The organism is Glycomyces mayteni (genome assembly GCF_042428885.1).
Taxonomy (GTDB): domain Bacteria; phylum Actinomycetota; class Actinomycetes; order Mycobacteriales; family Micromonosporaceae; genus Glycomyces; species Glycomyces mayteni.
Map to the genome: position 1 here is coordinate 1,091,373 of NZ_JBHMBP010000002.1, position 18,912 is coordinate 1,110,284.

Sequence of the window (18,912 nt, forward strand, 5' to 3'; positions counted from 1 at the left end):
CGGAAGGGGACACCCGATGCCGCTGGACGAGACGCACCGCGAGAAGTGGATGGGGGTCCTCGACGGCCTGCCGGCCGACCAGACCCCGGACCCCGAGAACCGCATCAAGAACGAGGCCAACATCTCCGCGTTCCTCGGGAGCATGTGGCTCCACTCGACCATCCCCGAGGTGCAGGGCGTCTCGGTGGCCGAGCTCCAGATGGTCGCCGTGCAGTACTTCGTCAACCGCGCCGACGCCTACGCCGCCGCGAGCCTCGCGACGCTCGCCGACCTCGCCGACTCCCCGGGCGGCCGCCGCGCCGCCGTCAAGGGCCTGGAACGCCTTGTGCGCCTGGGCATTCCGGCGCCGAGCTGGTACGGCGAGGAGCTCGTCCTCGACGCGTGCTGGGAGGCCGGCGACGTGTACGGCGACTGCCGCACGTACTTCATGTCGTTCCGCGCGCCGAGCGGGGACTTCGCGCTCTCGTACACCGTCGACTACTCCGACTTCCACTTCGACATGGTCTCCACCTGCGGCCACCACCCCGACATCGAGGAGCTGCTGGGCCCGCACATCGAGCGGAACTCGTTCTTCCACGACCGGCTCTACCCGCCGCGCCGGTGCGAGCCCGAGGAGGTCTTCAAGGGCACCTTCAGGTCACTGGAGGACTGGGACATCTTCTGCGTCGGCGGCGACGCCTCGAAGCTCGACTTCAGCTTCGTGTCGGTCCGCGCTCTGTGGAAGGCGCGCATGCGGATGCTCCCGCAACTGGAGATCGACACCTCCGCGATGGTCAAGCCCACCGACGACGAGCAGGCCCTGCGCAACGGCGCGTTCCTGATGTACCTCATCACCGGCAACCGCAAGCTCGACGAGCCGCACATCAAGGCCATCGACGAGATGTGCTGGTTCCACGGCTTCAACGGCTTCTCCGTCAGCCCCGTCAGCTCCTTCGTCTTCCTGGAGCGCTACCTCCCCAGCAAGTACGAACCCCGCGACCCCGTCGTCCGCGCCGTCCGCGACCTCATGCCCGACTTCATCACCTGGGCCGCCAACGTCACCGACGTCCCCATCGAGGCCGTCCCCCATCTGGAGTACAAGACCGGCCAGTACCTCAAGGGCTACCCCAAGTGGAAGAAGAAGGACCCCGAAATCGACCGAATCCCCCGCCCCCGCTCCCTCTGAAGTGCGCGCCGGACCGTTCGAGGCGCTCGGGTATGCGGTGTTCAAGGCGCCGTCGGGGAGTGTCACCACACTGGTCGAAGACGACTTTCATCGAAGTCGGGTCGTGGCCCGGTTGGGCGGGGTTCGGCATTTGGGCGGGCGGGGTGGAGGCGGCGCCAGCGGCGGGAGCGGCCGCTGAGGTAGGGGCTGTCGAGGCGTTTGGCGAGGGCGCCTTGGGGAGTGGCGGGCGGGTCGCTGGTCCAGGGGCGGGTGCACCAGTTGTCGCCGCCGAGGCCGAGGCTGTCGAGGACGATGCGGCGGTAGATGTAGGGCTCGTGGCGGACGTCGACGCCGTTGAGGGCGAGGACGTCGAAGACGGCGACCGCGGCGGGGTAGGCGTCGGCGAGGCGGGCCGCGTCGGCCGGGTCCGTGTAGAGGCGGCGCGCGGCGGTGGGGGAGAGGACCAGTTCGCCGTCGAGGGCGGTGCCGCGGAGGTCGGCGATGCCGCCGAGTTCGGGGAAGCGGTCGGCGAGGTCGGTGCCGTAGCGGGTGAGCATGCGCCAGCGCCCGTCGTGGGCGCCGCAGACGACGCGGACGCCGCCGTGCTCGCGCTCGTAGGACCAGCCGCCCTCGGCGGGCGGCGGTCCGGGGACGGGCAGCATCGGTGCGGGCAGGTCCACGTGCCGAGCTTAGGACGTTTAGCGAAGGAACTCTCAGGTTTCACTCCTGCCGCTCGCGCATCGGTGTCATCCTGAGTCCATGGCGATCTGGAGCGGGGCGATAGCGTTCGGCCTGGTCAGCATCCCGATCAAGGTCACCGCGGCCACCGGGAGCCACGACCTGGGCCTCCACCAGTACCACGCGGCCGACGAGGGCCGGATCAGGTACCTGAAGGTCTGCGAGATCGACGACGAGCCGGTGGACCCCGACGAGATCGTCAAGGGCTTCGAGACCCCCGACGACGAGGTGGTCCTCCTCGACGAGGACGACCTGAAGGACCTGCCGGTGAGCACCTCGAAGATCATCGAGGTCCTGGAGTTCGTGCCCGGCGAGCAGATCGACCCGATCTACTACGACAAGAGCTACTACCTCGAACCGGACAAGACGGGCGCTCGCCCGTACGCGCTGCTGCGCGAGGCCCTCGTCGCCCAGGGCCGCATCGCGGTCGTCAAGGTGACCCTGCGCCGCCGCGAGAGCCTCGCGGCGCTGCGCCCGCGCGGCGAGGCCCTGGTCATGCACACGATGCTGTGGCCCGACGAGATCCGCAAGCCGCAGACCGCCGACCTCGACGGGGACGTGCGCAAGCAGGAGCTGGAGATGGCCGGGACGCTCATCGACGCCATGGCCGCCGACTTCCACCCCGAGGGCTACACCGACGCCTACCAGGAGGCCCTCGCCGACCTCATCGAGGCGAAGCACGACGGCCGCACCGCCCCGAAGTCGAAGCGCGAGCGGCCGAAGGCCAAGGTCATCGACCTCATGGACGCGCTCCAGCAGTCCGTCGACCAGAAGCGGCGGCCCGCGAAGAAGACCGCGGGCAAGGCCGCCAAGAAGACCGCGAAGAAAGCGGCGAAGAAGACCGCCAAGAAGGCCGCACGCAAGGCCCCCGCCAAGAAGACCGCGAAGAAGACCGCCCGCAAGAGCGCCTGACCCAGCGGCCCCAGGGCTTGACGGCTCAGCGGCTCAGCGGCTCAGCGGGCGAGGCGCCTGCGCCGCGCCGCGCTCCTGGCGGCCCGCCGCGGGCCGATCAACTCGTCCAGCCGCTCGCGCGCGGGCCCCGCCGGGGCCGCGTGCGCGTCCATGTCCGCCCACGGGTCCGCCTTGCGCGCCAAGCGCCTGCGGATGGTGCGGATGGTGTGCCCGCCGGGGACGGCGCGGCCGAGCTCGCTCCAGTCCAACGGCACCGCCACGCCCGCGCCGGGCCTGGCCCGCAGCGTGTACGGGGCCGCGAACGTCTGCGCCCGGCCGTTGCGGTTGACGTCCAGGAAGATCCGGCCCTCCCGCTTGTCGATGCGGTGCTGGACCGTGAGCAGGTCCGGGTCGGCGCGCGCGAGGTGCGCGGTGAGGTCGCCCGCGAGATCCCTGACGAACCGGAAGTCCTCGCCGCGGTCCAGCGGCGCCACGACGTGGAAGCCGCGCCCGCCGGTGGTCTGGAGGAACGGCGTGAACCCGAGGTCGGCGAGCAGGTCGCGGACCCGCCGCGCCACGTCCCGCAGCGCCGCCACCGGGGCGCCGTCACCAGCACCGCCGGGCGGGTCGATGTCCACCACCAGCCGGTCCGGGAAGTCGATCGCCTCCACCGTGGAAGGCCGGATGTGGAACTCGATCGCGCTGTGCGCCGCCAGGTAGACGAGGGTCGCCTCGTCGTCGCACACGACCGACGCCGCGGGCGTGCCGTCGCGCTTCGGGAGCACCACCGTGGGCACCCACTCGGGGAAGTAGTCCATCGCGTGCCGCTGGAAGAACCCCTCCGCGCCGATCCCGTCCGGGTGGCGCAGCAGCGTCAGCGGCCGCCCCGCCAGGTGGGGGAGCATCACCGGCGCGACCGCCCGGTAGTGGTCGAGCACGTCGGCCGCGGTGATCCCCTCGCCGGGGTACATCTCCTTGTCCGGGTGCGGGACCTTGATGCGCCGGCCCCCGGCCTCGGTGTACTCCGGCCGGGCCATCAGGCGGCCTCCCTGACCACGTCCCGGGCCGCCTTGTCGGCGCGCTCGCCCTGGAACCGCGGGTGGCGCAGCATCCCGTCGGCCGTCCACTCCGTGAACGCGACCTGGACGACCAGCTCGGGGCGGACCCAGTGCGCGCGCTCGCGGACCGGGTCCCCGAACGGGCTCTGCGGCGCGGCGAGCGCGTCCAGGCGCTCGCGCAGGCCCCGCAGGGTCCGCTCGTCGTACCCGGTGCCCACCTTCCCCGCGTACCGCAGCGGGCCGCGCCCGTCGTGGTAGCCGACGAGGAGCGCCCCGAACCCGGTGCGCGCGCCCTGCGGGTCGGTGAACCCGCCGACGACGAACTCCTGGCCCCGCACGCACTTGAGCTTGAGCCAGTTCTTCGACCGGCCGCCGTGGTAGCGCGAGGCCGCGCGCTTGGCGATCACGCCCTCCCAGCCGCGACCGCACGCGTCCGCGAAGAACGCTTCGCCCTCGCCGTTGCGGTGCGCGGAGTACCGCAGCGGGTCCCGGAACGCGAAGGCCGCCCGCAGGAGCCGCTTGCGGTCGCGCAGCGGCAGGCGCGTGGTGTCCTCGCCCTCCAGCGACAGGAGGTCGAACAGGTAGTAGTGGACGCGCACGCCCGTCGCGGCGATCCGGTCCGGGTCGGTCAGGTGGGTCCTGGCCTGGAGCCGCGCGAAGCTCGTCTGCGCGCCGTCGAACGCCACGATCTCGCCGTCCGCGGTGAACCGCGGCCCGCCCAGGTCCGCGAGCGCCGCGGCGATCTCCGGGAACCCCGCCTCGATCGGCCGCCCGGTGCGCGACCACAGGCGCGGCGCGCCCCCGTCGCGGCCCGCGACGGCCCGCATCCCGTCGAGCTTGCGCTCGAACACCCAGTCGTCCCCGGAGAACCGGCGCTCGGTGGGCGTGGCGAGCATCGGCTCCCGGAACCCGGTCATGACTGGTCCCCCCGTGTCATGCCCGCTCAATACCCGGGCCCGGACCTCGGTAAACGCTCCCCGCCCGCGTGCAGCAGCGCCTCGGCGGCCACCGTGCGCGCGTACAGGACCCGCCGCCCCACGCGGTGGCGGGTCACCAGGCCCGCCGCGTGGAGCAGGCCCAACTGCTGCGACACCCCGCCCATGCTCAGGCCGCACCGGTCGGCCAGGTCCGTCGTGGACGCCGGCTCGCCCAGGGCTGCGAGCAGGCCCGCCCGCGTCGGCCCGACAACCCCCGCCAGCGCCCCCGCCGCCTGCGGCGCGCCCGCCTGCCACAGCAGGCCCAGGCCCCGCGGCGGGTACCGGACGGTGGGCTGCCACGGCGCGGCCGTCAGCGAGAAGATCCGGTCCCCGCCGAACACGGTCGGCACCAGCAGCAGCCCCCGGCCGTCCAGCGACTCCGACACCCGGAACGGCGAGTCGATCCGCAGCACCCCCTCCCGGTCCCACGAGACCGGCGCGGCCAGGTCCGCGAACAGGCGCTGCGCCCCGCCCTCGGCCAGCAGCCGCGACCGGTGCAGCAGGTCCCGCTCGCACAGGGTCCTGATCCGCGGCCACCACGGCGCGAGCGCCGCCTCCCAGTACCGCTCGACCATCCCCGCGAGCCGCTCCGCGCCCGCGTCCAGGTCCGCGGCGAACGCCTCGACCGCGGGCGTCGCCGGGAGCATGTCGAGCCCCGACCGGAACCGCTCCGGCTCCAGCCGCCGCATCGCCGCCAGCTCCGTCGCCAGGTCCGGCATCGACGTCGCGGGAGGCGGCGCGAGGAACGCCGGGAGCCCGTCGGTGGGCACCGGCACCAGGTCGAACAGCAGCCGCAGGTCCATGCCCCGCAACCGCTCCGCCGCAGCCCGCACCCACCGCTGGTGCAGCCGGTGCTCCGCGGGCGCCTTGAGCACGCGGATGCTCGCGGTCACCTCCCACAGCGGCGACAGCGCGAACCGCAGGTTCGCCAGGTCCGCGACGCCCAGACGCAACTCGATCACCCCGAGAATTTAGCCCCAGGCGAATCCATTGCCGGACCCGGCCGCGCCGCCGGAGGCTCGCGGGGTGACCACCGCACCGCCCGCACCCGCCCGCCGCTCCGACCGCCTGAGCGACAACCCCGACCTCCGCAACCTCTTCACCGCCGCCGCGGCGGCCAAGCTCGGCGCGCACCTGTCCTATGTGGCCGTGCCGCTCGTCGCCATCGAGGTCCTCGGCGCCAGCGCCGGGGAGGTCGGCGCGCTCGCCGCGCTGGCGGTCGCCGCGGACCTCCTGTTCGGCCTGCCCGCGGGCGCGTGGGTGGACCGGGTCCGCAAGCGCCGCTTGATGGTCGCCGCCGACCTCGCCCGGGCGGCGCTGCTGCTCAGCGTCCCGGTCGCCTGGTGGCTGGACGCGCTCACGATCTGGCAGCTCTTCGCCGCGGTGTTCCTCGCCGGGCTCGGGACGACCGTGTTCGAGATCGCGCAGCAGTCGCTCCTGCCCGCGATCGTCGACCGCGACCGCCTCACCGGCGCGAACGGGCGGCTCGTCGCCCTCGACTCGGCCCTGACGATCGGCGGCCGCGGCGTCGCCGGGTTCGTCGTCGCGCTCGCGGGCGCGCCGCTCGCGGTGCTGGGCAACGCGATCGGGTACGCCTGGTCGGCGCTGTTCGTGCGCCGCATCGGCGACGAGCCCGCCCCGGCCCGCACGAGGCCCCGCGCCGCGGACCTCACCGAGGGCGCCCGGCACGTGTGGCGGCACCCGGCCCTGCGGGCGCTGGCCCTCTCGGGGGCCGCGAACAACTGCGCGATCCAGCTGTTCCTGACGATGCTGCCGCTGGTGTGGCTCGACGCGGGCCTGTCCCCGGCCGGGCTCGGCGTGATGCTCGCGGTCGGCGGTGCGGGGAGTCTCGCGGGGGCCGCCGCGGCGCGGCGGCTGCGCGCCCGGCTCGGCACCGGTCGCTCACTGTGGATGATCGGCGCGTTCGCGGCGCTGCCCGCGCTGTGCCTGCCGCTCACCGGGATCGGGATGTGGACCTGGGCCGCGGGCGCGGCCTGGGCGCTCGTCGGCGCCTCGGTCGGGGTCGCGAACGTGGTGGGGATGAGCCTGCGTCAGCAGCTCACCCCCGACGCGCTCCTGGGCCGCATGAACGCGGCGTTCCGGTTCGCGTTCATGGGCGCGGTGGCGCTCGGGGCGTCCGCGGCGGCGGTCGTCGGCGAGTTCGCGTCGCCGCGGGCGGCGATCGCGGTGGGCGCGGCCGGGATGGCGGTGCAGTGGACGATCACGTTCGCCGCCCGCCGCTCCCTGACCGTGCCCTCCGGGTCACTTGTGGAGTGAGGGTCGGTAGACGAACTCCTGGATGCGGCCGTCGTAGGTGGCGGTCTCGACGAGTTCGAGGTCGAAGTCCTCGGCGCCCGCGAAGATCGGGGCCGCGCCCGACTGCCCGGTGATCACCGGGAACAGCGTGATCTGGACGCGGTCCACTAGCCCTGCGGCCATGAGCGCCCGGTTGAGCGCGAGGCACCCGTGCGAGCGCAGCGGCACCTCCGACCGCTCCTTGAGGCGGCGCACGACGTCCACGCCGTCGCCGCGCACGAGGGTCGCGTCGTGCCAGTCGAGCGGCTCCTCCAGCGTGTCGGAGACGACCGTCGCGGGGGTCTCGATCATCCGAGTGACCCACGGGTCGCGGACCTCGTAGTCCTCGTCGGCGTTGGCGAGCATGCCCTGGAAGCTGCGGAAGGTGTTGCCCCCGAAGACCATCCGCTGGTCCTGCGAGTACTGGTCGAGGCGGTGGGCGAGGAACTCGGGGCCCTGCTTGCCCCAGTACCCGCGCCAGCCGCCGCCGGTGGCGGCGCCGAAGCCGTCGAGGCTGGTGAAGACGTCGAAGGTGTACTCGGCGGTCATGTGGAGCTCCTTGCGGTCGGTCGGTCCTGTGTACCAGTGCAGACCGCCCCGCCCGCCGGAATTCATCGGTTCAGGCCCGCGGGATGTCCTTCCCGGTGGGCCGGTACTCGGTGAGGACGATCCGGCCGTCGAGCACCCGGTGGTCGGCCAGCTCCAGGTCCGCGGCGGCGGCCGCCGAGAACGTCGAGTCCCGCCCGGCGTCCCCGGCGAACAGCGGGAACGTGAGGATGCGGACCCGGTCCACGAGGCCGGCCGCGAGCAGCTGGTCGGCGAGGGACAGGCTGCCCCACGTGCGGATCGGGTCCCCCTCGCCCGCCTTCATCGCCGCGATCCCCGCGGCCAGGTCGGCCTCGACGCGCGTGTTCGGCCACGCCGCTTCGGTGAGCGTGGTCGAGAAGACGGTCTTGTCGAGCGCCATCGTGGTCTCGTAGGTGTCGCCCCAGGCCGCCTCGGGGAGCGCGGCGAACGCCTCGTACGTGCGCCGCCCCATCACCACCCGCTGCGGCTTCGCGGTCTCCGCGTCGATCCAGGCCCCCAGCTCGGGCCCGTAGTACCCGAAGTAGCCGGGCAGCCCGTCGCCCCCGGCCCAGCCGTCGACCGAGACGAACAGATCGACGGTGAGTGTGCTCGCCATGATGTACCTCCGTGTCCGTTTTCCGCATCCTATGCGCGGGGACCGACAGTGGCCTCCAGCGAATAGGAGCACGGGAGGAGGACCTGCCGCTCGTACTCCCCGGCGGGGTCGGTGAGCAGGGACGTCAGGAGGTGGACCGCGCGGCGGCCCATCTCGTGCCGGGGGACGCGCAGGGAGGCCCACTGGCGGGCGCCGACCTCGCCGGGCGGGACGTCCACGAGGACCACCACGGACAGGTCCCGGGGGATCTCCAGGCCGCGGATGCTGGCCATGGCGGCGAGGACCCGCAGGAGGCTCACCGACTCCACGACGAGCGCGGTGGCGCCGGAGGCGACCGCGGCGTCGAGCCACTGCGCCGTCAGGCCCTCGGGGTCGGTGAAGTGCGGCTCGGGGACGGGGAGCCCGAAGCGGCCCAGAGCGGTCGCGAAGCCCTCCCAGCGGTCCACCTGCGGCTCGTGCCGGGAGGTCTCGCCGAGGTAGGCGAAGGACCGGTGGCCGCCGCCGACGAGCTCGTCGACGATGCGGCCGGTCGCGGTGCGGTAGTCCCCGCCGATGTAGGCGATCCCGTCGGCCACCTCGCGGTGGCCTATGTAGACGAACGGGTAGTGCTCGGCGGAGAGCCGGGCGAGGTCGTCGCGGTCGGCGTGGTGGCCCAGCAGGAGGCTCCCCGCGGCCTGCCGGAGCCCGTTCTCGCCGTCCTCGTAGATGCGCCGCACGCCGGAGTCGTGGCGCGCGGCGGTGAACAGCATGAGGTTGCAGCCCTCGGTCGCGGCCTGGTCCTCGATGCCGCGCATGAACTCGAAGTAGTAGTCCCCGGTGCTGGTCGGGAAGATCGGCTCGAACGTGTGGACGCCCAGGAGCAGCGGCTGGGTCCGCGCGGCCGGGGCGCGCTGCGCGGAGGCGGGGACGTACTGGAGGCGCCTGGCGGTGCTCAGGACCCGCTTGCGGGTCTCCGCCGAGATCCGGCCGTTCTCGGCGGTCCCGTTGAGCACCATCGAGACCGTCGACTGCGAGACCCCGGCCTCCTTGGCGATGTCGGCCTGCCGCGAGGTCCGTCTGGTCATCGTTCCATCCTCCTTCATCCGTGCCCGTCCCCCGTGCTCAGCACCGCGCCGCCCGCGAGCAGATCGCCGCGCAGGCGCCCGTAGTCCACGTCCTGGACCGCGGTCTTGTCGGCCGCGGCGAGCGCCGCCGCCGTCCCGGCCGCCTCGCCGAGCATCATGAACACCGGCTCCATGCGGACGGACGCGAACGCGACGTGCGACGCGGACACCGCCGACGCCACCACCAGGTTCTCGCACTCGCCGCGCGCGGGGACGAGCGCCCGGTGCGGAACGCCGAACGGCGTCGACAGTGGATGCTGCACATTGCCCTCGTTCACGGGCTGCCCGTCCACGACGACGCGCTTGGCGTTGTGGGAGTCCATGACGTACGAGGCCAGGGCCACCGGGTCGGCGCAGCCGCGCCCGGCGGCGTCGTGCTGGGTGACCACCCGCTCGGACACCATGCGGCGGGCCTCGCGCACATACAGCTGGTGCGGCCAGTGCGACTGCGCCGCGAACTCCTGCGGGGCGAGCCCGAACGCGCGGGTGTCGGCCCGGACCCGCTCGGGCAGGCGCCGGTCGTTCGCGAGGAAGTGCAGGAGCCCGGCCTGGTAGCGCACGTGGTCCTGGAAGATCGCCTCGCGCTCCGCGTACCCGGCCTCGGGCCAGCGGTAGTTCGCTCCGATGTGGTCGGAGGAGACCGCGCCGTGGTTGTTCATGTCGTGCACCTCGCCCCGCACGCGGGTGCAGCGCCCGTACAGCTCGTACACGCCCGCCTCGACGTAGCGGCGCAGCAGCTCGTACCGGCCGGGGTCGTACCCGTCGGGCTCGGGGAACGCGATCCGGTCGGGGCCGGTGGTCACGTGGAGTCGGAAGTTGTACGCCTGGAGCCGCCGGTCGCCGTCCCCGGTGGCGCCCATGGGGTCCGCGCTGATCCCCGGGAGCAGGCCGCTCTCGGGCCGGCCCGGCTCGACGTACGGGTCCACGGGGCGCTGGAACTGGTGGTTGGTGCTGCGCTGCACGCCCGCCATCGGTTCTCCGTACACTTCGGACGATTCGCGGCCGACAGTGTGCGCCACGCCCGCGCGGGCCATGAGGTCGCCCTCGTAGGAGGCGTCCACGAACGCCTTGGCGGCGTAGGAGGACCCGTCGTCGGTGGTGATCGCGCTGATCCGCCGGCCGTCCATGACGACCCCGTCGAGGTGCCTGCGGCGGCGCACCTGCACGCCGGAGTCGGCGAGCCACTCGGTGAGGATCGCCTCGGCCAGGCCCGCCTCGACGTCCCAGTGCGGGTCGGCGGCCCGGTAACGGCGGGCGACCCGGCGGTAGAACTCGCGGGCGAGGCCGCCCACCGTGGCCGCGTCGCCGACGTCGGTGGTCCCGAGCCCGGAGGCGGTCATGCCGCCGACGTGGTCGCCGAAGGCGAGGAGCACCACGGACCGTCCTGTGCGGGCGGCGCCGATCGCGGCGGTCGCCCCGCCTGCGGTGGCGCCGTAGACGACGACGTCGGCGTCGAGCCGCTCGGGGGCGCCGATCGCGGGGAGGTAGTAGCGCACGCCGGGGAGGGCGGGCGCCGAGGTCATACGATCGTTCATCGCATCAGCATACAACGAATTCATATCAGCGCTATCGGCACGCACATGCCACGCGCTCATGCGGGAAAAACTTGCGGATCGGTCTTGACATCTCCCGGCATCCTTGCGGTAACGTGGGCTCGACCTCATCGAATATCGACTGCGATGCTGATAATATCAGCAAGCTTTATCGACCGGGAGACCCCCACATGCCTCCAGTGCACGAGACCGCGACCGACCTCCTCGTCGTCGGCGGCGGGCTCGGCGGCGTCGCCGCCGCCCGCACCGCCGCCCGCCTCGGCCTCCGCGTGCTGCTCACCGAGGAGACCGACTGGCTCGGCGGGCAGCTCACCGCCCAGGCCGTGCCCTCCGACGAGCACCCCTGGATCGAGTCCGGCCGCACCTCCGCCGGGTACCGCGAGCTGCGCGACCGCATCCGCGACTACTACCGCCGCAACTACCCGCTCACCGCCGCCGCCCGCGCCGAGCCCGCCCTCAACCCCGGCCTCGGCAACGTCTCCAAGCTCTGCTGCGAACCCGCCGTCGGCGTCGCCGCCATCGACGAGATGCTCGCGCCCTACCGCTCCGCCGGGCGCGTCACCGTCCTCTACGGGCACGTGCCGGTCGCCGTCCACGTCGAAGGCGACCGCGTCGCCGCCGTGACCCTCCGCGGCCCGCAGGGCGACCGCACCGTCACCGCCCCGCTCGTCGTGGACGCCACCGAGCTCGGCGACCTCCTCGCCCTCGCGGGCGTCGAGCACGTCGTGGGCGCCGAGTCCCACGCCCAGACCGGCGAGCCCTACGCCGCCCCCGAGCCCGACCCGACCGACCAGCAGTCGATCACCTGGACCTTCCCCCTCGAATACCGCCCCGGCGAGGAGCACGTGGTCGACCGGCCCGCCTCCTACGACCACTGGCGCACCCACGTGGACGACTTCTGGCCCGGACCCCAGCTCTCCTGGGAGAAGATCGACATCCACACCATGGGCGGGCGGACCAACCGCATCTTCGAGGGCGACATGGACGCCGTCATGCTCCCCGACCTGTGGCACTTCCGGCGCATCCGCGCCCGCACCCAGTTCGACCCGGACCTCATCGACACCGATATCACCCTGGTGAACTGGCCCAACATCGACTACTGGGAGGCCCCGCTCATCGGCGAGGACGTCGACCAGGCCGCCCGCGACCTCGCCCTCCAGCGCTGCAAGGAGCTCTCCCTGTCCTACCTGCACTGGATGCAGACCGAGGCCCCGCGCCCCGACGGCGGCACCGGCTACCCTGGCCTCAAGCTCCGCCCCGACCTCACCGGCACCCCCGACGGCCTCGCCAAGACCGCGTACATCCGCGAGTCCCGCCGCATCAAGGCCCGCTTCACCGTCCTGGAGCAGCACGTCGCCGTCGTCGACCGCCCCGAAGGCGAAGGCGCGGAGCGGTTCGCCGACTCGGTCGGCATCGGCCACTACAACATCGACCTGCACCCCAGCGCCGCGGGCGTCAACTACGTCAACCTGGAGACCTACCCCTTCCAGATCCCGCTCGGCGCGCTCCTGCCCGTCCGCGTGCGGAACCTCCTGCCCGCCAACAAGAACATCGGCACCACCCACATCACCAACGGCTGCTACCGGCTCCACCCCGTCGAGTGGTCCATCGGCGAGGCCGTCGGCGCCCTCGCGGCCCTGTGCGCCGCCGAGAAGACCGAGCCGCACGCCGTCGGCGACTCCCCGCGCCTCATCGAAGACCTCCAGCGGCTCCTCACCGAGACGGTCGGCGCCCCCGTCGCCTGGCCCGAGGACGTGGCCCGGACCCGCCCCTCCCAGGCCTCCAAGCACGCGACCCCGCTGCTGGCCAAGCCGAAGAAGCGGGTGCCCGGTGTCTGACGTCCTCATTTACGGCGCCACGCCGGCCGGGATCATGGCCGCGCTCCGCCTCTCCCTGCGCGGGTACACGTGCACGGTGCTCGAACCCACCGGGCACGTCGGCGGCATCGTCGCGGGCGGCCTCGTCAAGACCGACACCCCCGATGTCCCCGAGGCCCTCGCCGGACTCACCCGCTCCCGGCTCTTCGCCGGGATCGGCGCCGAGTACGGCGAGGACGGCCCCAAGTACCTCTTTGAACCCAAAGCCGCCGAACGCGTCTCGCGGCGCCTCCTCGCCGAAGCGGGAGCCGAGGTCCTCACGGGCCGGCGCATCGAGACCGCCGCCGACGTCGAGCGCATCGCCGACCGCGTCACCGCCGTCCGCGCCGGCGGCCAGTGGCACCGCGCCCGGTTCTTCATCGACGCCTCCTACGAAGGCGACCTCATGGCCCGCGCGGGCGTCCCGTACACCGTCGGCCGCGAAGCCGCCTCCCAGTACGACGAGCCGCTCGCCGGGTTCCAGCCCGCCCGCGCCTACCGCCGCGGCCCCTTCGCGCCCAACACCGGCTACCCCGTCGGGCCCGTCCCCCTTGAGGCCGAAGGCGACGCCGACGGCAAGACCCAGGCCTACAACTTCCGCGGCGTCCTCACCCGCGGAGCCGACCGGATGCCCTTCGAGCGCCCCCACGACTACGACCCGGCCCGCTACGGCCACCTGCTCCAGCACCTGCGCGAACGCGACGTCCCCGGGCTCTCCTCGATCGTCACGCACACCGCCGCGCTCCCGGGCGGCAAGTTCCAGACCAACCAGGCCCTGTTCTTCGGGTTCGACCTGCCCGGGGCCTCCTGGGACTACCCCGACGGGTCCTGGAAGCGCCGCGACGACATCGTCGCCGAACAGGCCGCCTGGCACCAGGGCATGCTCTACTGGCTCGCCAACGACCCGGCCCTCCCCGATGCCTTCCGCGCCGACGCGCGGACCTTCGGGCTCCCGCCCGACGAGTTCGCCGACAGCCCCCTGGGGCCCGGCTTCCCGCACGCGCTGTACGTCCGCGAGGGCCGCCGCATGGTCGGCGCGCACGTCCTCACCCAGCACGACCTGCTGAAGCCGAACAACCGCAAGGCCACCGCCGTCGCCTGCTGGGCCTACGCGATGGACTCGCACGTCGTCCAGTACTACCCCGAAGGGGACGGCACCGTCGTCGGCGAGGGCACCCTCTCCGGAACCGTCCACAACCCGCCCGTGGACCTCTACCAGATCCCCGCCGAAGTCCTCTTCCCCGCGCGCGGCACCGCCAACCTCGCCGTCGCGATCTGCTTCTCCGCCAGCCACGTCGGGTTCTCCTCGCCGCGCATGGAACCGAACTTCGGGATGCTCGGCGAAGCCTGCGGCGAACTCGCCGCCCAGTCCCTCGCCACCGGACTCCCGGTGCAGGACTACGACTACCCGGCGCTGGCCGCGGCCCTCACCGAGCACGGCGCGGTCCTCGACCTCCCGGACAAGGCCTGGCGCCCATGACGAACGAGATCGAGTTCCCCGTCGGCGGACCGGACCTGCCCGCGTTCCAGCCCGGCCCGCTCGACGCCGCCGCCGGGTGGCGCGACCACCGCATCGAACTGCGCGCCGACGTGCCCCAAGGCCACTGGCTCCTGCGCCTGGACTTCGACGCCGGACACGGGCCCTGCCCCGACCTGCGCATCGACATCGACGGCGACCGCGCCGGCCTGTTCCACCCCGCCGTGGTCCGCGAGGACCGCGCGGAGGTCTACCGGCACGGCCCCATCGCCGGAGCCGCGTCCCTCGCGGTCCCGCTCGGCCCCCTCGCCGCGGGGGAGCACGTCATCGGCGTCACCACCACGCTCGACGCCGCGGCCGCCACCGGCCCCGTCGCCGACCCCGGCGGCCCGACCCGCCACCGCGAGCAGTTCGGCCACCACTTCGGCTCCGGGATCACCTGGCGCCGCCTCGCCCTCCAGTCCCTGGCGGACCCGTTCCCCGCGGACCCGGGCGTCACGCTCGAATCGACGCCGCTGTTCATCGCCGCCGAAGGGCCGCAGCAGCTCATCGACCTCACCGTCACCGTCCCCTTCGGAGCACCGGCGCCCCGGGCAGCCGAAGTGCGCATCGGCGACCGCACCTGGACCCACGACCTGACCCGGCCCGGCCGCACCGCGGGCCACTTCAGGGTCCGCTTCCCCGTCCCCGAACTCACCGAACCCGTCGAGGCCCGCGTCCGCCTCGACGGCGGCGAGGCCCGGACCCGCACGCTCGAACCCAAGCGCAAATGGACCGTGCACCTCATCCCGCACGTCCACCTCGACGTCGGCTACACCGACGTCCAGGGCAAAGTCCTCGAACTCCACTCCCGCAACCTCGACCGCGCGCTGGCCGCCCTCGACCGGGACGAGGACTTCGCGTTCTCCGTGGACGGCTCCCTCGTCGTCGCCCAGTACCTCGCGACCCGCTCCCCAGAGCGTTCGGCGCGCGTCCTCGCCGCCCTGCGCTCCGGCCGGGTCTCCGTGAACGCCTTCCACTCCCTGTTCCTGTCCGGCGTCGCGAGCCTCGAAGAGGTCTACCGGGCCGCCTACCTCGCCGCGCGGCTGCGCGACGAGCACGGCGTGCCCGTCGGGTACGCGAACCTCACCGACGTGCCCTCCTACTCGGCCGCCGTCCCGTCCATGCTGCGGGCCTTGGGCATCGACGCGTTCGCGGGCATCGAGAACCACCACCGCGGCGGCGGCGCGGACTCCGACCTCCAGCACCTCGCCAGCCCCGTCATGTGGGAGGGGATCGACGGCTCCCGCGTCCTCACCCACTTCTCCGACACCTACTCCCAGCTCCGGTTCATGGCGGGCGACCCGCAGACCCTCGCGGGCGGCGCGCAGGCGCTCACCCGGTACCTCGCCCGCTACGAGCGCGAGGACTACCTCCCGCACGACCTGCCCGTCATCGGCACCCACGCCGACAACGAGGACCTCGCCGACGGGGACGCCGCGTTCGCGGCCCGCTGGAACGCCGCCTACGCCTGGCCCCGCATCGAAGTGTCCACGATGGCCGGATACCTCGACGCGGTGCGCCCGCTCGCCGACCGGCTCCCGGTGTGGCGCGGCGACGGCGGCTCCTACTGGGAGGACGGCGTCGGCACCGGCGCGGCCGTCGCCGCCGAGCACCGCCGCACCCAGTCGCTCCTGCCCGTCGCCGAGGCCCTCGCGGCCCTCACCGCCCGCGCCGACGACACCTACCGCCCCAACCGCGCCGCCCTCGACGCCGCCTGGGAAGGGGCCCTGTTCGGCTGCGAGCACACCTGGACGTGGTCCCACGCCAACGCGCACCCGCACGGCGACCAGGTGGGGGACCAGCTCGACTGGAAGCGCCACCAAGTCCATACCGGACACCGGAACGCCCTGGACGAGACCCGCCGCGCCCTCTCGCAGCTCGGCGAGCTCGTCACCACCGACGGCCCCGCGCTCCTCGCGTACAACCCGCTCGGCTGGGCCCGCGACCTCGACATCGAGGCCGAGGCCCCCGCCGGGACCCCGTTCCTGTGCGACGGCGAACCCCTCCCGACCGAGGCGCTCGCCGACTGCGACGGCCTCGTCAAGCACCGCCTCACCGTCCCCGACGTGCCGCCCTTCGGATACCGCGCCGTCGTCATGGGCGCGGCCCGCACCCTCGCCCCCGGCGAGGAGGGCGGCGCCGAGGCCCGCGCCGCCGTCGCCGCCGTCGCCGCCGACGACTGGGACCCCGTCCCCGCCACGCTCACCACCGACCGCTGGGACCTGGTCCTCGACCCCGGCACCGGCGCCGTCCGGTCCCTCACCCACCGCCCCACCGGCCGGTCCCTGCTCGACAGTGCCTCCGAAGACAGCGCCTCCCCGTGGCGGCTCGGCGACGTCCTCTACGTCCTCAACGGACCCGACGCGCTCACCAGGGGCGACCACCCCGACGCGTACGCGCACTCCGGTGCGCCCCACACCCACCCGCACCCGCCGCAGTCCACGATCTGGGGCCGCCGCCCCCTCGCCGACCCGCCCGACCTCACCGTCACCGCCGCCGCGATGCGCCCGGTCGGCCTGCGCCGCACCTACGACGGCTGGCGCCTGCGCACCGTCGGCGCCGCCCCGAACCTCCCACACGTCGAAGTGGACCTGCTCCTGCGCGACGGCGACGACCGCGTGGACCTCCGCGTGCGCCTGGAGAAGGAGCGCGAACTCGCCAAAGAGGCCGTCTACGTCGCCTTCCCCTTCGCCGCGACGGCGCCGCGCTTCCACTACGACCGCCAGCAGGGCTGGGTCGACCCCGCCGCCGACCACGCCCCCGGCGCCTGCAACGAGTGGTTCACCACCCAGTACGGCGTCGCCGTCGAGACCGCCCCCGGCGGCCCGGCCGTCCACTGGACCAGCGCCGACGCGCCCCTGGTCGCCCTCGGCGACATCGTGCGCGGCGAGTGGCCCGACCGCTTCGAGCCCCGCAGCGGCGCGATCCTCTCCTGGGTCATGAACAACTACTGGCCCACCAACACCCCGCCCGAACAGGACGGCGTCCTTGACCTCCACTACTCCTTCACGCCCGCTGCCCGATTCGACCCCGCCGCGGCCGGACGCTCCGGCCGCGACACCCGCTTCCCCGGCGTCGCGGGCGAGGTCAACCGCCTCGACAAGTTCGACACCGGCCCGCGCCCGCTCCCCGCCGACGCCGCCTCCCTCCTCGACCTCGACCTGCCGCCCGGCGTCCACGCCACCGTCGCCGAACCGCGCGACCGCGACGGCCTGCTCATCCGGCTCCAGGACCTCACCGGGAACGGCGCCGACGTGCCGCTCCCGGCCGGGACCGCCGTGCGCTGCCGCGCCGACGAGACCCCCCTCCACCCCCTCGACGGCCCCTCGGTCGCTTTGCGGCCCTGGGAAGTCGTGTCACTCCTCCTGAAAGGGGCCACGCCATGAGACGGCGAGTCCTCCTCGGCGCCGGGGCCGCGCTCACCGGCACCGCCCTCGGCGGTGCGCTCACCGCCGCCCCCGCCGCCGCCCAGACCGCCGCGGGCCCCCGCGCCGGCACCTGGGGCGCCGCCGCCTACCCCCTCGCCGACGTCGCGTTCGGCGCGCAGACCGGCCGGTTCATCGTCCGCACCAGCGTCGCCGGGACCAGCCCGCGCCTGCGCCTGTCCAACGTCGGCGGCGCCGCCCCGCTCACCGTCGGCACCGTCCGCTTCGGCCTCCACGCCGGAGGCGGGGCCGTCGCCGCAGGTACCAACAAGGCCGTCACCTTCGGCGGGGCGGACACGGTCGTCATCGCCGCCGGGGCCGTCGTCCTCTCCGACCCGATCGACCTCGACCTCCCCGCCGAAGCCGATGTCGCCGTGAGCATCCACGTCCCCGACGTCGTCGCCGACGTGACCGGCCACAGCATCGCCGCCCAGCGCTCCTACCTCACCGCCGACGGCGACCACGCCGCCGAGGAGTCCGCCGCCGCGTTCACCGAATACCTCTCCAAGTGGTACCTGCTCGACGAGATCACCGTCGAACTCGACGGCCCCGGCGGCACCGTCGTGTGCCTCGGCGACTCCATCACCGACGGCGTCGGCTCCACCTCGAACCTCAACCGGCGCTGGCCCGACTACCTCGCCCGCAGGCTCCTCACCGCGGACGCGAACACCGGGGTCCTCAACGCGGGCGTCTCCGGCAACCGGGTCCTGTGGGACGGCGCGGCCCCCTCCGCGCAGGCCCGCCTCGACCGCGACGTCCTCTCCCACCCCGGCGTCCACGCCGTGGTCCTCCTCGAAGCGATCAACGACATCGCCTCGGGGAAGGCCGCGGCCCCCGGCGACCTCCTCGCCGCCTACGCCCAGATCCGCGAGCGCCTCGCCGTCCACGGCGTGCGCCTCGTCCTCGGCACCGTCACCCCCTGGCTCGGCTCGGCGAGCTACACCGATGCGAAAGAGGACATCCGGGTCGCCGTCAACACGGCGATCCGCGCCGGGACCGACCCCTTCATCGACTTCGAGGCCGCGGTCCGCGACCCCGAGAACCCCAAGCGGCTCCGCGCCGAATACGACTCCGGCGGCGGCGTCCACCCCTCGTGGGCCGGGTACGAGGCCATGGCGGCCGCGGTCGACCTGGCGCTGCTCGCGCCCTCCAACCCTTCACTGTGACACC

General features: G+C 73.6%; 15 protein-coding genes. 7 read left to right on the top strand and 8 right to left on the bottom strand.

Annotated features, from left to right (window positions below):
- Positions 1 to 16: 16 nt before the first annotated feature.
- Positions 17 to 1,165: a hypothetical protein gene (locus ACFFXY_RS11660; protein WP_382350054.1), complete on the top strand. Its 1,149-nt coding sequence runs from the start codon at positions 17 to 19 to the stop codon at positions 1,163 to 1,165.
- Positions 1,166 to 1,227: 62 nt separating this feature from the next.
- Here the strand turns inward: ACFFXY_RS11660 and ACFFXY_RS11665 are convergent, their stop codons facing one another.
- Complete coding sequence (locus ACFFXY_RS11665) at positions 1,228 to 1,824, bottom strand: ATP-dependent DNA ligase (RefSeq protein ID WP_382350057.1); 597 nt, start codon at positions 1,822 to 1,824, stop codon at positions 1,228 to 1,230.
- Positions 1,825 to 1,903: 79 nt separating this feature from the next.
- Between ACFFXY_RS11665 and ku the strand changes: the two genes are divergently transcribed.
- A complete protein-coding gene (gene ku / locus ACFFXY_RS11670) occupies positions 1,904 to 2,794 on the top strand; it encodes a non-homologous end joining protein Ku (protein ID WP_382350060.1) in 891 nt (296 codons plus the stop codon).
- 41 nt (positions 2,795 to 2,835) lie between these two features.
- Here the strand turns inward: ku and ligD (ACFFXY_RS11675) are convergent, their stop codons facing one another.
- Genes ligD (ACFFXY_RS11675) through ACFFXY_RS11685 form a run of 3 tightly spaced genes read right to left on the bottom strand, consistent with a single transcriptional unit; the run spans position 2,836 to position 5,770 of the window.
- Positions 2,836 to 3,810 carry a non-homologous end-joining DNA ligase gene (gene ligD / locus ACFFXY_RS11675; protein WP_382350063.1) on the bottom strand — a complete coding sequence of 325 codons (975 nt, stop codon included), beginning with the start codon at positions 3,808 to 3,810 and terminating at the stop codon, positions 2,836 to 2,838.
- The gene (gene ligD, locus ACFFXY_RS11680; protein ID WP_382350066.1) at positions 3,810 to 4,748 is read right to left on the bottom strand and encodes a non-homologous end-joining DNA ligase; all 939 of its coding nucleotides are present in this window, start codon (positions 4,746 to 4,748) and stop codon (positions 3,810 to 3,812) included. The genes ligD (ACFFXY_RS11675) and ligD (ACFFXY_RS11680) overlap by 1 nt, the downstream gene beginning before the upstream one ends.
- A 26-nt stretch (positions 4,749 to 4,774) precedes the next feature.
- The gene (locus ACFFXY_RS11685) at positions 4,775 to 5,770 is read right to left on the bottom strand and encodes an ArsR/SmtB family transcription factor (RefSeq protein ID WP_382350069.1); all 996 of its coding nucleotides are present in this window, start codon (positions 5,768 to 5,770) and stop codon (positions 4,775 to 4,777) included.
- A 64-nt stretch (positions 5,771 to 5,834) separates the two neighbouring features.
- Here ACFFXY_RS11685 and ACFFXY_RS11690 point away from each other — a divergent pair, with 64 nt between their 5' ends.
- A complete protein-coding gene (locus ACFFXY_RS11690) occupies positions 5,835 to 7,085 on the top strand; it encodes an MFS transporter (RefSeq protein WP_382350072.1) in 1,251 nt (416 codons plus the stop codon).
- Here the strand turns inward: ACFFXY_RS11690 and ACFFXY_RS11695 are convergent.
- The 4 genes from ACFFXY_RS11695 to ACFFXY_RS11710 form a co-directional block, all read right to left on the bottom strand.
- A complete protein-coding gene (locus ACFFXY_RS11695) occupies positions 7,071 to 7,652 on the bottom strand; it encodes a dihydrofolate reductase family protein (protein WP_382350075.1) in 582 nt (193 codons plus the stop codon). The two genes, ACFFXY_RS11690 and ACFFXY_RS11695, sit on opposite strands and share 15 nt — an antisense overlap.
- A 70-nt stretch (positions 7,653 to 7,722) precedes the next feature.
- On the bottom strand, positions 7,723 to 8,286 hold the full coding sequence (locus ACFFXY_RS11700; protein ID WP_382350077.1) for a dihydrofolate reductase family protein: 564 nt from the start codon (positions 8,284 to 8,286) through the stop codon (positions 7,723 to 7,725).
- Positions 8,287 to 8,315: 29 nt separating this feature from the next.
- Entirely contained in the window at positions 8,316 to 9,350 is a 1,035-nt protein-coding gene (locus ACFFXY_RS11705; protein WP_382350080.1) for a LacI family DNA-binding transcriptional regulator, read from the bottom strand.
- 14 nt (positions 9,351 to 9,364) lie between these two features.
- Positions 9,365 to 10,924 (bottom strand): FAD-dependent oxidoreductase, encoded by a 1,560-nt coding sequence (locus tag ACFFXY_RS11710; RefSeq protein ID WP_382350083.1) that lies wholly within the window; start codon positions 10,922 to 10,924, stop codon positions 9,365 to 9,367.
- Between the two features lie 188 nt (positions 10,925 to 11,112).
- Between ACFFXY_RS11710 and ACFFXY_RS11715 the strand changes: the two genes are divergently transcribed.
- Genes ACFFXY_RS11715 through ACFFXY_RS11730 form a run of 4 tightly spaced genes read left to right on the top strand, consistent with a single transcriptional unit; the run spans position 11,113 to position 18,908 of the window.
- Positions 11,113 to 12,780 (top strand): FAD-dependent oxidoreductase, encoded by a 1,668-nt coding sequence (locus tag ACFFXY_RS11715; RefSeq protein ID WP_382350086.1) that lies wholly within the window; start codon positions 11,113 to 11,115, stop codon positions 12,778 to 12,780.
- Positions 12,773 to 14,278: an FAD-dependent oxidoreductase gene (locus ACFFXY_RS11720; RefSeq protein ID WP_382350089.1), complete on the top strand. Its 1,506-nt coding sequence runs from the start codon at positions 12,773 to 12,775 to the stop codon at positions 14,276 to 14,278. Before ACFFXY_RS11715 ends, ACFFXY_RS11720 begins: the two co-directional genes overlap by 8 nt.
- On the top strand, positions 14,275 to 17,703 hold the full coding sequence (locus ACFFXY_RS11725; protein ID WP_382350092.1) for a glycoside hydrolase family 38 N-terminal domain-containing protein: 3,429 nt from the start codon (positions 14,275 to 14,277) through the stop codon (positions 17,701 to 17,703). The genes ACFFXY_RS11720 and ACFFXY_RS11725 overlap by 4 nt, the downstream gene beginning before the upstream one ends.
- A complete protein-coding gene (locus tag ACFFXY_RS11730; protein WP_382350095.1) occupies positions 17,700 to 18,908 on the top strand; it encodes a GDSL-type esterase/lipase family protein in 1,209 nt (402 codons plus the stop codon). The genes ACFFXY_RS11725 and ACFFXY_RS11730 overlap by 4 nt, the downstream gene beginning before the upstream one ends.
- The last annotated feature ends 4 nt before the right edge of the window (positions 18,909 to 18,912 follow it).

What these genes read in the sequence shown, in the direction of transcription:
- ACFFXY_RS11660 (WP_382350054.1), top strand. Translation starts at nt 17, where the DNA reads ATGCCGCTGGACGAGACGCACCGCGAGAAGTGGATGGGGGTCCTCGAC.
- ku (WP_382350060.1), top strand. Translation starts at nt 1,904, where the DNA reads ATGGCGATCTGGAGCGGGGCGATAGCGTTCGGCCTGGTCAGCATCCCG.
- ligD (WP_382350063.1), bottom strand. Translation starts at nt 3,810, where the DNA reads ATGGCCCGGCCGGAGTACACCGAGGCCGGGGGCCGGCGCATCAAGGTC.
- ligD (WP_382350066.1), bottom strand. Translation starts at nt 4,748, where the DNA reads ATGACCGGGTTCCGGGAGCCGATGCTCGCCACGCCCACCGAGCGCCGG.
- ACFFXY_RS11695 (WP_382350075.1), bottom strand. Translation starts at nt 7,652, where the DNA reads ATGACCGCCGAGTACACCTTCGACGTCTTCACCAGCCTCGACGGCTTC.
- ACFFXY_RS11700 (WP_382350077.1), bottom strand. Translation starts at nt 8,286, where the DNA reads ATGGCGAGCACACTCACCGTCGATCTGTTCGTCTCGGTCGACGGCTGG.
- ACFFXY_RS11705 (WP_382350080.1), bottom strand. Translation starts at nt 9,350, where the DNA reads ATGACCAGACGGACCTCGCGGCAGGCCGACATCGCCAAGGAGGCCGGG.
- ACFFXY_RS11710 (WP_382350083.1), bottom strand. Translation starts at nt 10,924, where the DNA reads ATGAACGATCGTATGACCTCGGCGCCCGCCCTCCCCGGCGTGCGCTAC.
- ACFFXY_RS11715 (WP_382350086.1), top strand. Translation starts at nt 11,113, where the DNA reads ATGCCTCCAGTGCACGAGACCGCGACCGACCTCCTCGTCGTCGGCGGC.
- ACFFXY_RS11725 (WP_382350092.1), top strand. Translation starts at nt 14,275, where the DNA reads ATGACGAACGAGATCGAGTTCCCCGTCGGCGGACCGGACCTGCCCGCG.
- ACFFXY_RS11730 (WP_382350095.1), top strand. Translation starts at nt 17,700, where the DNA reads ATGAGACGGCGAGTCCTCCTCGGCGCCGGGGCCGCGCTCACCGGCACC.